A 13,484-nucleotide genomic window follows, 5' to 3' on the forward strand; every position below is an offset into this window, starting at 1 on the left:
CTCCCTGCCGAACTCACTCGAGCGTGCGGTCTGCCTCTCGAATCGCGACGCTCGCGAGTTTGCTCCCCGCGGTCACAGTCGCTTCTCGAGTGAGCGTATAGAGGATCCCTTCGCGGTCTGTCACCGGGCGCTCGAGGACCTCGTACGTCGCCGGCTGGTAGATCGTCCCGAGATCGACGCCCTTCGAGATCGATTGGCCGAGGTCGAGGTCGGGATTCGGTCGAAACAGTCCCGATTCCTCGGCGGTGACCTGCCCGAGGTGGTTTCGTGCGACGACCGGCGCGTCGTCCCGATTTTGATCGCGTTCGCGGGCGTATTCCCGCGGCAGCATCTCGAGGTGGGCAAGGACGCTCACCAACCCCTCCACGCCGTCTTCGACGACACTCTCGAGAATCTGTCTGCTGTGTGCGAGTTCGGGCGTTATCGACGGAATGCCCTCTTGCGTTGCCGCGACCCGGAGCTTTCCGGCGAACCCGCGTCGATGCCACTCCTCGGGAGCGTCCTCCGCGGCTTCCTCGGCGAGCAGGAGATCGGTGCCGAACGCCCGCGCCAGCGTGGCGGACGGCCTATCGTCCGCGAGATAGACGACGTGGGGGAGCATGGCCGGGCTCCCCGTGTGCAGGTCGACGACGGCGTCCGCGTCTTCGATGTACTCCCAGAGGTGAGCGGCCATGCGCTGGTGGAGGCTCCCGCTCTCGTCGCCGGGCCAGACGCGATTCATGTTGTCGTTGACGCTGTCGATCGAGTCGGGCGCGGTGTAGGAGACCCGATCGAACGTCAGGGGGTTCGCGACTGGAACCGCGACGACCGTTCCCGAAAGCGACTCGAGCGGGAGCCGGTCGTGGAACCGTCGCAGGACCGCTGTGCCATTGATCTCGCGGCCGTGCTGGGCCGCCTGCACGTAGAGCGTCGGTCCTGACGCCTCGCCGCGGTAGGTGTGGACCGTGGTCGTCAGTTCCACGCCCGAGGGCAGACGGGCGAGTGTCACCTGCTCGGCCACGTGCGTGCCGTCACTCATAGGGAGTCGTTTCACGGCCAGCGGTATGTACCTGCGGCCGACGCGGTCGGCGGAGACCACTACCGTTTTCACTCGGCCCCCCGTCTCGAGGGACATGGGAGACGTTACTGCGACGCTGCACACGAACCGTGGCGACATCGACGTCGAACTGTACGACGACCGCGCGCCGCGGACAGTCGACAACTTCGTCGGGCTCGCGACAGGCGGAAAGACCTGGGAAGACCCCGAGACGGGCGAGGAGGTCGAAGGCGAGCCGCTGTACGACGACGTGGCCTTCCACCGGATCATCGAGGACTTCATGATCCAGGGTGGCGACCCAACCGAAACCGGTCGCGGCGGCCCCGGCTACCAGTTCGACGACGAGTTCCACGACGACCTGCGCCACGACGACGAGGGCATCCTGAGCATGGCCAACTCCGGCCCCGACACGAACGGGTCGCAGTTCTTCATCACTCTCGCTCCACAGCCCCACCTCGATGACCGCCACGCGGTCTTCGGGAAGGTAACCGACGGCATGGACGTCGTCCACGAGATCGGAAACGTCGACACGAACGCGAACGACCAGCCGAAAGAAGACGTCGTCCTCGAGTCGGTTTCGGTCGACTACGAGTAAGGTACTCCGACTGCAGCCGAGTCCGAAATAATTTTTCGCGAGTTACTCGCTCGAGTGCGGGTTCTCGGGTGTGAAAAACCGGGCGATACCGCTTGACTCCCCGGACCACTGCGACTCGCGAGTCGCCCACTCGATCGTGAGTTTCCCGGCGATCACCAGCGTCGAGACCCCCACTTCGGTCACGGTCGCCGTGTCGAACACGAGCGCGATCGGCCAGAGCAACAGCGGGAAGACGAGCTGTGCGAATATCGTCAGCAGAAACCAAAAGAGGATCACGCGAATCGGGAGTTCCGCGATCGTCGCCGCAGACAGTCGTTCGTGCCGTCGGCGGCCGAAGAACTCGCGTCGGATCGTCACTAACTGCGAGACGAACAGCAAACACGCGTTCACCAGAATCGCGGGGGAGAACGCGTTCCCGATGATCGAAACGACGTCGCCGATCGGGACTCCCTCGCCGCTTGCCGAGAGCTCGAGGGTTGCGCGAGCGGGCATGAGTACCATTAGCACTGCGAGACACCACCAAAACACGAGTCCCCAGACGAACAGGCCGATTGCGTACCGAACGTTTCGAGGATACACCGCTGGGACTCGATCGAAGGGCTGTATCGGGGTTTCTCGAGCGTTCACGAACGGGAGCGAGAACGAAAGCGGGTCGATATTTCGATCAGCTGGTCGCGATTCTCGTTTTGCGAACAACACCAGTCCGCTGTAGAGCACGACGAAACTGCCGATCTCGAGCCAGTAGACGAACAACACCTCCTCGGGGTGCCACTCGAGGAACGCGATTCCGGCCAGCGGAAACAGGTTCGCGACGAGAAGCGGGAGAAACGCCGTTTTCTCACCCAACTGCAGACTGCGACTCATCACGTTGGTGTGGAGACACTGTCGTGATAAAATGCAGCTACCTCCTTCCGCTGTGGAAACATCGACCACGACTGTAACAGGAGACACGCTACACCCAAGTGCCGAGGTACTGAAAGCGATCGATCTCCCTCCGATGATTTCGAACCGGTGGCCGAAATCTGCGCTCGTCCGGTGTGATTACCCTACCAGCCGTCCGTGATCGTAACGATGCCTTCCCTGGCGGCGACGTTGACCCGCGTCTTCGGATCGACGGTTAGACTGGTCAGCCCCGACTCGAGTTCGTCGGGTCGCTCGAACCGGGCGACACCCGTTCGGTACGTGTAGTCCGTCGTCGTTAGGCACGGACGGCGGTAGCAGCCGAATGCGTGGATGCCGTCGTCGGTCTCCTCGATTCGCTTGATGTACGGCGTTTCGGCGCTCGAGCCCCAGCCGGTCTGGACGATCAGAACCGCCTGCTCCGCGAAGTCGGTCCGTTCGAGCAACGCCGCCGCTGTGGTGGAAGCTTCGGGGTCGACGCGCTCGAGGTCGGTCTCATCGGTGAGCAGCGCCGTAAACAACTGCGGATTTCCGTCGCCGCCGCTGCCGTTCCCGAGGCCGCCGTCGATCGATATCGATCGGCTGGTCGTCTCGTACTCGAACTCGAGCGACGGCGCGGCGGGCATCTCGTCGCAGAGATAGAGTGGGTCGCGTCCGTCGCCCGAACCGAACCCGCAGTCTTCCCCCTCGATTTCGTACGGTGGCGTGTCGATTCGGTCGAAATCGTCCGTTGGCCATCCATCGACGCTCCCGTCGGAGTCCGTTGTACCGCCATCCCGCGCGCGTGACCGCCTGTCGCCCGCCACCTGTCCGGCGGCGAGTGCGGTCGCGAGCGATCCACCTGCGGCCAGCAGCGCCTTTCGTCGGGTGTACTCCATAGGCAAGTGACCTTCCAACGACTCATAATAAAAATCTTATCCAAACTAAAAATATCTCTATACTAGACAGCAGTAATGAATTACATGAAGAAACCAACGATGGCTTATGAATTCGCGATAGAGCAGCACTGCTGATAGCCGAGACCGCAACGCGAAAGGTGGCTGACTCCTGATACTCGAGTAGTAAGCGATGGCGGGATCGCGCTCTCGTCCGTCGGAGTTCTCAAATGACTGTGTGACTAGACAGACGTGACGCGATAAGAGCGGCACGTGCAACGATTACCAACCATCACTGCTGGTTTGTGGGTCACTGGGGGTGAACCAGCGAGCAAGGCCATCGGACTGATCGATCCAGCGTCCTCCGTAGATCGACCACTCCATCGTGACCTTCGCAAAAATCGTGAGCAGGGGAATCCCGCTCTCGATAGCGCTTTTCGCATCGAACACGATCGCCACAGGCCAGAGTAGTAGAGGGACCACGATTTGTGCACCAACCCCCACAACTATCCAAAACCCGATCTGTCGTGCCGGGATCTCAGCGATCATGGGTGCCGAGAGGGTTTCGTATACGTGTTGTGCGAAAAAATGACGAACAAATAGAAGCTGTGCGGCGAGCAGTACAAGTCCGTTGAGGAGAAGTCCGGGAGTGGCTGTTGCTGTTATAGCGGCTACTCCCTCGCCGAAAAGGGCCCGTCCCTCAGCACCTGTCTCGACTGGTTCGGGATACGAAAAGATGATTAGAAGCACCGAGAGAGACCACCAGAAAACGAGTCCCCAGACGAACAGTCCGACGGCGTATGGAACGTTCCGACGGTATATGGGAGGCATCCATCCGACCGGCTGTATCTGACCGGTTCGCGTTTCTAGAAGTGGAATCGGGAGTGACGGCGGGTTTAAATTCTGATCATCCGGTCTGGGTTCTCGACTCGCAAAAAGTACCAGCCCACTGTAGAGGACGACAATGAATCCGACCTCGAGCCAATACACGAACAGTACTTCATGTAGTTGCCAACCGAGAACTGCTATTCCAGTAAGTGGAAACAGATTACCAAGAAGAAGAAGAGGAAGACCTTCATCAAGACTTATCTTTCCTTCGAATCTCATCAATAAACCATGCAATTGAGGTGCATATAAATTTCCTCGATCCAAAAATATGTGTTATCTATTGTCAATAACCTACTATACTATTACCTTAGTAGATAGAAGGGAAGAAAAGTCAAAAATATTAGTATAATGGGTTATAGCGTAAAAGTCGAAGACTCTCGAATATAGAGGTTGTTTTAGATTCTGAATAGCTGATGAGACGAATCGTACGGATCTAACGATTACAGAGAGACGATTATTGGCATAAATTTAGTCAGAGTGCAGTTTCTAGTTAGGCCAGTTTGAGGAACGAGAAGGTCGTAGAGGTAGTTTGGAATGACACTCGTAGACCTGCTCAGTGAGCCCTAAGCGGCGGAATTTGATGAAGCTTGGGAGCGTGAGCGGACGGCGATTGCGTCAGGATGTTCGCCGTCCGGCTCCACGCGACCGGGTGTTCGCTTCGATAGACACAAGCAATTCTTCGTTTGATCGACGTTGAACGTTCTCACCAAGCGATTTGGAACTGGGTACATCGGCTGACTGACAGCGTTCCAGACCCGCCGACGTCCACGAGAGTAAAGCTCTCGTGCGGCCCATCAGAACGCGATGCGTTCTGAGGACGGCTTCGCCATCGCGGCTCGTCATTGATGAAACAGCTGTCAAGATTAACGGCGGGTGGTCTTGGGTATATGATGCAATAGACCTAGACTCGCGACTGATTCTCGATGTCGCAGTCTTTGGACGCCGAGGCACCGATCCAGCCGCTGCGTTCCTCCATCGATTGACCGAGAAACACGATCTCTCTGACACGGTGTTTCTCGTCGATGGCTACGGATATCTGACTGATCTCTCTCGATTAGGATTGGGCGGTCAGCTCGACTATGTCGAAAGAAACCTGATTGAAAAGTGGTTTCACACCTTGAAAATGAGAGTTGACCGCTTCCATAACTCGTGGGTGGATAGTCGAGCGAGCGTCAGAGACTAGCTTGAACAGTTCGTACACTACTACAACACACAACGACCGAACTAATAACTTGACTTACAGATGATGATGGAGGTGCTAAACTAGACAGTGCCGTATTCGTCATCTAGTCAACAATCATATGGCTAATTGCGGCCGCCGCGATGCTTGCAGTTCCCATCCCACTGGAACGGCGATCGGTTCGGGCTGGGTTGCTCGAGAGCCGTACTTCCTCGCCGGAAAATCGTGACTTGCGCAAACGGTGATGGGTTGTCGTAACGCGGTTAGTCGCTGAAGGACGACGCCTCGAATCGTTTGTCGGAGCAAGCTCCGGTGTTCGCTCGTCGTTCCCGAACGGCCGTGACACTGCGATATGAAGGCCCGATGCGTTTCCGCACTCGTAGTGAGCGGATCGACGGATGAAGCGAGCCCTCGAGCTGTGAGTCGCCGTCTCTCGGTCGCCGCGATTCGATATCATTTAACCGATGTATGTCTGTAATAGTGCGAAAACAATCATAAAATTATTTTTGATATATTTGGCAGGCGATCCGAATAGACGGAATCGGTAATCGGGGGTCGACCGAGAGAAGCTACCGGGCTGGGAGGCCGAAACGCGACGGCGAGCGTCGAGCGGCGGAGACTGTAGCCGCCGTTCGCGAGTTGGCCTTCGGCGATCGGATCGATCGGTCGGGAGGGAGACGAGATCGGTGCGATCACGAGGCGGTAGTCACGACGTACACGCCGAGCGCCATGAGTAGCCCACCGATGAAGAATTCAGTGCCGATCGATTCGCCCAGTACCACGGCGCCGAGTGCCGCACCGACGATCGGTTGGGCGAAAAAGAACACCGCAACCGTTCCCGCGTCGGTGACTTCCATCCCCTTGTACCAACAGTACCAGGCGACGGCGGTACTCAGAACCCCCAGGTAGAGGACGGCTGCCACGAGCGGTCCGGTTACCGAAACCGATCGTATCGTCGCGTCCGTGAACCGGAGTTCGACCGGTACCAGTACCGCTAGCAGCGGAACTGCGAGCACCGTCGAGTACGTCGCGGTTTCGAGGGCCGAATACCGACGAATCAGCGGCTTTCCACACACCGTGTAGGCCGCCCACCCGGCACTCGCGACGACGAGAAAGCCGATCCCCGCTGCACTTCCCGCCCCGATCGTCGCTAGTTCGTACTGACCGGAGAGGACGAAAACCGTACCCCCGATCGCGAGAACCGTGCCAGCGAGTTTTCGAAGCGTGAGTTCTTCCTTGAGAAAGCCGACGCCGAGACCCAGCGTGAAGACGGGCGTGAGGACAGTTATGAGGGATCCCTCGCTCGCCGTCGTCAGGTCCGTCCCGACGAACTGCGTCCCCATCGTGACCGCGACCCAGACGCCGAGGACGGCGAATCCCTGCCAGTCCCTGCGCGTAAACGACCGCCGAGGGTACGCGACGCGAACCACTCCGAGAAGGACGGCCGCGCCGATAAAAACCCGTAGAAACGCCAGCGTTACCGGAGGAATCGACTGAAAGCCCCATTTACTGACGACGTACATTCCACCCCAGAGGATCGCTGCGAACGACGGCACGAAGAGGACTATTTTCGAGCGAGGATCGTCCATAGTGGCGAACGTGGACACACCGAAAAGAGCGTAACGGAACTCGCTCCTCGAGCGGTGCTTTTCGCCCTCTCGGGACAAACACCTGTACGACAGGACCCGGGTTGGAGATCCTTCGTCGATATATGGAGCAGAATCGGTCGACGAATCCGGATCAACGAGCGGTCCCGAGACGAGCGATCGCGCAGGGAGGCGACCGAGTGGAGGGCTTCGCCTCAGTCCGTTAGCGGCATCTCCGTGCCGCGGACGCTATCGACGATGACGTCCCCGTCGGGTCGAGACGCGATCCAGAACAGTTTGTGGGCGTCGACCGACCGCTCGAAGGTCAGTTCCGGGGCGGAGCCGACGGCGACTTTCCGGAGGGTCCACGTGAACACCGCGTCTTCGGCCTTGTCGCGGACCTGCGCGTCGGAGAGTTCGGACGGGAGGATGAGCACGTCGTCGACCGTTTCCGTAACGGTCTCGGGAAACACGTCGGCCCGGACGGCGAGCCGGCGAGAGCGGTCGACGCTGACGACGTACTCGACGTCGCGGGCCGAAATCAGTGGCCGTTCGATCGTCGCGACAGCGTCGTAGATCCGGTACGGGTACGCGACGGCACCGACCCGACCGCTCGAGTCGACGTCCTCGCGCGTCACCATCGGCTCGATGACGGTGAGGGCCGCGCGTTCGCGTCGCTCGCCCGTGACGGTCGCGGGCTCGAACGGCTGCCGACGCGCGTCGCTCATTTACTCGTCACCCTCGTCCCAGTACTCGCTGGCGCTGACGTGTGCGCGAATGGTGTCGGTCTCCGTGACGGCCTTGGGATCGACGTCGCGGCCACCGTCGGTCACGTACTCGGGGGTACCGGTCGGACCGTCGGCGCTCGAGAGAGCCGAGAGCGGTTTGTTGAAGGACTCGAAATGATCGTCGATATCCTCCGGCGGCGTCGTCAAAAGCGAGACGACGATGAGCGTCGCCGTCGAGAGGATGAACGCGGGGAAGAGCCCGTAGACCCCGATCAGTCCCGTGAGGAACGCCGACCCCTCGACGGCCCCCATGAGCCCGGTCAGTTCGAGGACGGTCGACAGCTGTGTCCAGAGGACCATCGTCGTAGTGCCGACGATCATGCTCGCGACGGATCCCGTCGCGGTGACCCGCTTCCACCACACGGCCGCGATGAGCGTCGGTCCGATGGCCGCACCGAGGCCGCCCCACGCGTAGTCGAGGACGAGCGTGTAGATCGGCGTGTTCTGTGCGAGGAAAGCGAACGCGATACTCGCCGCTCCGAGTCCGAGCGTGACGTACTGGGAGTAGCGAACGAGCGTCTCCTGACTCGCGTCCGGGTTGACGTATCCGTGGTAGACGTCCTCGACGATAGCGCTCGTCGCGACGAGTAGCTGTGAGTCCGCACTGGACATCATCGCGGCGAGCGCGGCCGCCAGGATGATTCCCGCGATCGCACCGGGGAAGAACTCGAGCGTGAGCAGCGGCATGACGTTGTTCGGGTCCTCGATACCGCCCTGCCCGAAGGCGACCAGTGCGTACAGCCCGACGAAGCCGGCGCCGATGTACGCGACGAACATGAACAGCTGGGCGACCAATGCCGCGAGGCGGATGTTCTTTACCTCGTCGATCCCCATGAACCGCACCATCACGTGCGGGTTTCCGGGAATCCCGAGCCCGATAGCGGCGTAGCTGATGATCCCGAAGATGGCGGCCCAACCCGTCATCCCGGCCGTGACGCTCGTGAACGAACTCCCGACGGACTCGAGCTCACTGAACGGGAGCCCGTAGTTGGTAAACGCGATGATCGGCAGGATGATGAACGCAATCAGGATGATCGCGCCCTGTACGTAGTCGGACCACGCGACGGCGAAGTAGCCGCCGAGCATGGTGTAACCGACGACGATGACGCCGCCGCCGAGGATCCCGACCACCGACGAAACGCCGGTGAGAACCTCGAGCAGCGTCCCGGCGGCGACGATCTGTGCGCCCACGTATCCTCCCTCGAAGATCATCAGGACGATCGCGGAGACGCCTTTGACGTACCCGGTATCGTCCTGTAGCCGCGTCTCGAAAAAGGTCGGCAGCGTGACCGCCTTCACGATCTCCGTGTACTTCCGGAGACGTTTTGCGATCCCGGCCCACGCGAACAGGTCAGCGGGAATCATTCCGAGCCCGTTGTAGAAGGCCATCACACCGGTTCCGAATGCATCGCTCGGAACGCCGAGCGTGAGCCACCCGCTCATCTCGGAGGCGCGTTCGGAGAAACCCGTGACGACCGGGCCGATGCTTCGCCCGCCGATGACGTAGTCGTCGACCGAGTCCATGAGTCGGGAGGAATAGAGCCCGATCCCGAGGAGGACGAGGAGATACACCGCGAACGTCCCGAGAACCCAGATTCCGGCCGAGCCGGCGAGTCCCTCACTGACCATGGTTCGTTTCCTCGTAGCGGTTACGTATCTTCTTTTCCCGTTTCCCTTCCCACACGTAGTATACGCCGAGCATCACGAGATACACGGCGAAGGGTCCGAATAGCCAGACTAATTCAACCGAGCCACTCTCAGGCATACAGGTGTGTGCTTACCACCCACACATAAACGTACCGAATTTGCCCCTTTTTTGGTGGCGAATTAGTCGTCTCGAGGAGAGTGCTGCTGCTGTCGTCCCGCAGTGAGATCGTTTCCAGCGGTCGATCGCGGCTCACCACGAGGTGCTTCCGTCGAGTCGGGCAACTCTCGGGAAGCGTGTCTCGAGTCGGAACCGACAAACGCGTCTCGCGCGCGGTGGAGCAAAACCGGGTCAGTCAGACGCCGACGACTGCCCGAAGCGCGAACAAGGCGTTTTCCTTTCGCTCGCGGATCCGACGGTAGAAGTACTGCATCCACTTGTCGCCGTAGGGGATGTACTGATTGACCTCGTAGCCCTTCGTGGCGAGGTCTCGCTGGGCGTCCTCGCGAACGCCCATGAGCATCTGAATCTCGAAAGGAGTGTCGTGTTCCTTGTGAAGGTCGATCGCAGTCTCGAGCATCGTCAGATCGTGGCTTCCGACCGCGATACCCTGATCGAACTCCCGGAACAGGAACTCGAGATGCTCGATATACGCCTCGTTGACGGCTTCTTTCTGCTTGTAGGCGACCGAGGACGGCTCGTCGTAGGCTCCTTTAACCAGTCGGACCGCCGCGGGAACGTCGGCGAGGCGGCGCAGGTCGTCGCCCGTGCGTTTGAGGTTCGCCTGAATGGCGACGCCAACGCCGTGGGGATGGTCCTGGACCGTCGATTCGACGGCGTCTAAGGTCGTGTCAGTCGTCGTGTGATCCTCCATATCACACCAGACGAAGATGTCTTCGTCGGCCGCGACATCGACGATCCGTTCGAAGTTCTCCGTGAAGACCTCGGGGCCGACGTCGATCCCGATCTGGGACGGTTTGACAGAGATGGACCCATTCAGCTCGCGAGAAGCCAGTTCGGAAACGAGACGGCAGTACTCGTCTGCGTCCGCGTCCGCGGGCTCGCGGTCGTGATAGTGTTCGCCGAGGAGGTTGACGATGCCACCCATCCCCGACTCGTTACAGTCGGAGACGTGATCCAGCGTGCCGGACACGGTCGTTCCGGCGACGAATCGGCTCGCGATCGGGGGGATCATATCGTGTCGGTGGCACCCAACCCTCCTAAATCGATACCCGACCAAAAGATTCAGTGGGAAGATCTCGGAATTAATATTGGGAGCCGATCAGGGCTCGTCCGGGTTGAGCAGTTTCGCTTCGGCTTTCCGGAGGTGCTCGAGCAGCGTCGTTTTCGAGACGCCAAGTTCGTCAGCGAGTTCGCGCGTGTCGATCTCGCGCGGCCACGCGTAGTAGTTGCGCTCGCAGGCGAGTTCGAACGCGTCCCGTTGGCGGGGCGTCAGCCGATCGAGTCGGTCCGGCGTTCCCGACGAGTCGCCCGCCGGTGAGGCGATTTTGCTGATCGAGATCTCGGCATCGGTCTCGGCTCGGATGCTCTCGAGTCGGCTCTGAATCTCGGGGCGACCGTCGGCGACGAAGACCGGCCAGTGCTCGAGCCCGCGTTCGACGCGCACCGACGCGTCGTGAATGAAGCCGTGCGAGACGAGCGTGTCACTGATACTGTGTTCCGGCTCGTACTCGACGAAGAGTTCACGGGTCGCGTTCCCGGGATCCGGTGCCCCGCTGGTCGGGCGCTGGCCGAGTTCGACCGTCGAGTGTGTCAGCGGCGACTCGTTCGCGAATTCGACGAACTCGTCGAGTTGCGCCGTCGTGTCCGCGTAGACGGTGAAGTGGCCCTTGACCGTTTCCTCGACGGTTCGGTGGACGGTGTGGACGAGCAGTCCGGCATCGACTGCCTCGGTCGCCTGTAACCCCCAGCAGTCGGGATGCCAAATCTCGAGCGCGAGTCGCGTACCGTCTGTCCCCGTCGTCGTCGCCGTGGAACTCGTGCTGCTCATGTGTCGGTTCTGTTCGTCCGTTTCGGTGTGAGCAACATAAACATACTGAATACAGACACCGTGGACCCCGATCGAGTCGGTCCCGACCATGGGAGGCGGTGGTTATTCCCTGCCGATCCGTCACTGATACGGTATGAGTCAGCAGACGACAGCCCAGCCGAACCGTCACTACATCGACGGCGAGTGGACCGATGGCGAGGGCAACGAGACGTTCGAGAGCGAGAACCCTGCAACCGGCGACACGCTGCGGACTTTCCACCGCGGAACCGAGGCCGACGTCGACGCGGCACTCGAGTCCGCCGAACGCGTCCAAGACGAGTGGGAGGAACTGTCCCATATCGACCGCGCGGAGTACCTCTGGGACATCTACCAGGAGCTTCGCGATCGGACGGACGAACTCGGCGAGATCGTCACGAAAGAGTGCGGCAAGGAGATCTCCGAGGGGCGAGCCGATGTCGTCGAGGCCGCACACATGGTCGAGTGGGCTGCGGGCAACGCCCGCCATCCCCACGGCGACGTGGTCCCGTCAGAAATCGGAAGCAAGGACGCCTACATGCGCCGGAAACCGCGCGGCGTCGTCGGCTGTATCACTCCCTGGAACTTCCCCGTCGCGATCCCCTTTTGGCACATGGCCGTCTCGCTGGTCGAGGGCAACACCGTCGTCTGGAAGCCCGCCGAACAGACGCCGTGGTGCGGCCAGATCGTCGCCGAGATGTTCGAGGAGAGCGGGATTCCCGACGGCGTCTTCAACATGGTCCAGGGCTTTGGCGACGCCGGCGAAGCCATCGTCGAGGACTCGCGCGTCGACACGGTCCTCTTTACGGGCTCGGCGGAGGTCGGCCAGCAAGTCGGCCAGACCGTCGCAGAACAGCCCGGCAAACTCGCGGCCTGCGAGATGGGCGGCAAGAACGCCGTCGTCGTCACCGAGGAAGCCGACCTCGACACCGCCGTCCACTCGGCCGTGATGAGTTCGTTCAAGACGACCGGCCAGCGGTGTGTCTCCGCCGAGCGACTGATCGTCCACGAGAACGTCTACGACGAGTTTGTAGAACGCTTCGTCGACATCGCGGAGAACGTCGCAGTCGACGACCCGCTCGCTGAGGACACCTTCATGGGACCGCTGGTCGAAGGCGAGCACAAGGAGAAGGTCCTCGAGTACAACGAACTCGCCCGTAGCGAGGACGTCGATGTACTCGTCGACCGTGACGAACTGGGCGACGACGAGATTCCGGAGGGCCACGAGGACGGCCACTGGGTCGGCCCGTTCGTTTACGAGGCCGATCACGAGGCGGACCTCCGCTGTACGCAAGAGGAGGTCTTCGGCCCCCACGTCGCGCTCATGGAGTACTCCGGTGACATCGAGGACGCCGTCGAGATTCACAACGACACCGAGTACGGGCTCGCGGGCGCGATCATCTCCGAAGATTACCGCGAGATCAACTACTACCGCGACAACGCCGAGGTCGGACTCGCGTACGGCAACCTGCCGTGTATCGGCGCGGAGGTCCACCTGCCGTTCGGCGGCGTCAAGAAGTCCGGAAACGGTTACCCCAGCGGTCGCGAAGTGATAGAGGCCGTCACCGAGCGCACCGCCTGGACGCTGAACAACTCGAACGACATCGAAATGGCACAGGGTCTATCCGCGGACATCACGACCGACGATGACTGAACCTCACTGTCCGCTCTGTGGGCGACCGACTAACACGTCGGATGACTGGTGTCAACACTGCGGGCTGACGAGTCGCTGCGGCGCCGATTAGCGCCGAGCGGTTCGGTCGCCGACCGAGACGAAGACCGACCGCGAAGACCTGATCTGCTGTCGTCGACAGTGGGACGTTCCGAATGCGTGAACGATCCGGTGACCGGCTCCGAACTGGAGACGCGATCAACTGGTGCGCTCGATCGATCCGCCCGTACCCGTAGTCGGCCCGTTCACACGTTCCGAACGGAAGACCACTGACGGGAATCGCGGCTCGGTCA

General features: G+C 60.8%; 12 protein-coding genes and 1 pseudogene. 3 read left to right on the forward strand and 10 right to left on the reverse strand.

The window, feature by feature from the left end; translation table 11 throughout:
• Positions 1 to 13 precede the first annotated feature (13 nt).
• Positions 14 to 1,018, reverse strand: a complete 1,005-nt coding sequence (locus BM348_RS09060; RefSeq protein ID WP_092904177.1) for a succinylglutamate desuccinylase/aspartoacylase family protein — start codon at positions 1,016 to 1,018, stop codon at positions 14 to 16.
• Positions 1,019 to 1,112: 94 nt separating this feature from the next.
• Here BM348_RS09060 and BM348_RS09065 point away from each other — a divergent pair, with 94 nt between their 5' ends.
• Entirely contained in the window at positions 1,113 to 1,631 is a 519-nt protein-coding gene (locus BM348_RS09065; protein ID WP_092904179.1) for a peptidylprolyl isomerase, read from the forward strand.
• A gap of 42 nt (positions 1,632 to 1,673) precedes the next feature.
• Here the strand turns inward: BM348_RS09065 and BM348_RS09070 are convergent, their stop codons facing one another.
• From BM348_RS09070 to BM348_RS09080, 3 genes are all read right to left on the reverse strand, one after another.
• A complete protein-coding gene (locus BM348_RS09070) occupies positions 1,674 to 2,495 on the reverse strand; it encodes a DUF6498-containing protein (protein WP_245779427.1) in 822 nt (273 codons plus the stop codon).
• A gap of 182 nt (positions 2,496 to 2,677) precedes the next feature.
• Positions 2,678 to 3,409 carry a hypothetical protein gene (locus tag BM348_RS09075; protein ID WP_092904181.1) on the reverse strand — a complete coding sequence of 244 codons (732 nt, stop codon included), beginning with the start codon at positions 3,407 to 3,409 and terminating at the stop codon, positions 2,678 to 2,680.
• Positions 3,410 to 3,688: 279 nt separating this feature from the next.
• The gene (locus BM348_RS09080) at positions 3,689 to 4,513 is read right to left on the reverse strand and encodes a DUF6498-containing protein (protein ID WP_139231171.1); all 825 of its coding nucleotides are present in this window, start codon (positions 4,511 to 4,513) and stop codon (positions 3,689 to 3,691) included.
• Positions 4,514 to 4,828: 315 nt separating this feature from the next.
• On the opposite strand from BM348_RS09080, the pseudogene BM348_RS09085 reads away from it, so the two are divergent.
• Positions 4,829 to 5,474 (forward strand): annotated as a pseudogene (locus BM348_RS09085) (IS6 family transposase); the annotation flags it as partial.
• A gap of 692 nt (positions 5,475 to 6,166) precedes the next feature.
• Here BM348_RS09085 and BM348_RS09090 read toward each other — a convergent pair.
• The 6 genes from BM348_RS09090 to BM348_RS09110 all read right to left on the reverse strand — a co-directional run bounded on the left by BM348_RS09090 (position 6,167) and on the right by BM348_RS09110 (position 11,504).
• Entirely contained in the window at positions 6,167 to 7,063 is an 897-nt protein-coding gene (locus BM348_RS09090) for a DMT family transporter (RefSeq protein ID WP_092904185.1), read from the reverse strand.
• Between the two features lie 212 nt (positions 7,064 to 7,275).
• Entirely contained in the window at positions 7,276 to 7,788 is a 513-nt protein-coding gene (locus BM348_RS09095; RefSeq protein WP_092904187.1) for a hypothetical protein, read from the reverse strand.
• Positions 7,789 to 9,477 carry a sodium/proline symporter gene (locus BM348_RS09100; RefSeq protein WP_092904189.1) on the reverse strand — a complete coding sequence of 563 codons (1,689 nt, stop codon included), beginning with the start codon at positions 9,475 to 9,477 and terminating at the stop codon, positions 7,789 to 7,791.
• Positions 9,467 to 9,613 carry a hypothetical protein gene (locus BM348_RS21265; RefSeq protein ID WP_175507143.1) on the reverse strand — a complete coding sequence of 49 codons (147 nt, stop codon included), beginning with the start codon at positions 9,611 to 9,613 and terminating at the stop codon, positions 9,467 to 9,469. The genes BM348_RS09100 and BM348_RS21265 overlap by 11 nt, the downstream gene beginning before the upstream one ends.
• 235 nt (positions 9,614 to 9,848) lie before the next feature.
• Complete coding sequence (locus BM348_RS09105) at positions 9,849 to 10,688, reverse strand: proline dehydrogenase family protein (RefSeq protein ID WP_092904191.1); 840 nt, start codon at positions 10,686 to 10,688, stop codon at positions 9,849 to 9,851.
• 87 nt (positions 10,689 to 10,775) lie between these two features.
• Complete coding sequence (locus BM348_RS09110; RefSeq protein ID WP_092905496.1) at positions 10,776 to 11,504, reverse strand: helix-turn-helix domain-containing protein; 729 nt, start codon at positions 11,502 to 11,504, stop codon at positions 10,776 to 10,778.
• Positions 11,505 to 11,637: 133 nt separating this feature from the next.
• Between BM348_RS09110 and BM348_RS09115 the strand changes: the two genes are divergently transcribed.
• Positions 11,638 to 13,173, forward strand: a complete 1,536-nt coding sequence (locus tag BM348_RS09115) for an aldehyde dehydrogenase family protein (RefSeq protein ID WP_092904193.1) — start codon at positions 11,638 to 11,640, stop codon at positions 13,171 to 13,173.
• Positions 13,174 to 13,484: the final 311 nt, after the last annotated feature.

This window comes from Halostagnicola kamekurae (assembly GCF_900116205.1).
GTDB lineage: Archaea > Halobacteriota > Halobacteria > Halobacteriales > Natrialbaceae > Halostagnicola > Halostagnicola kamekurae.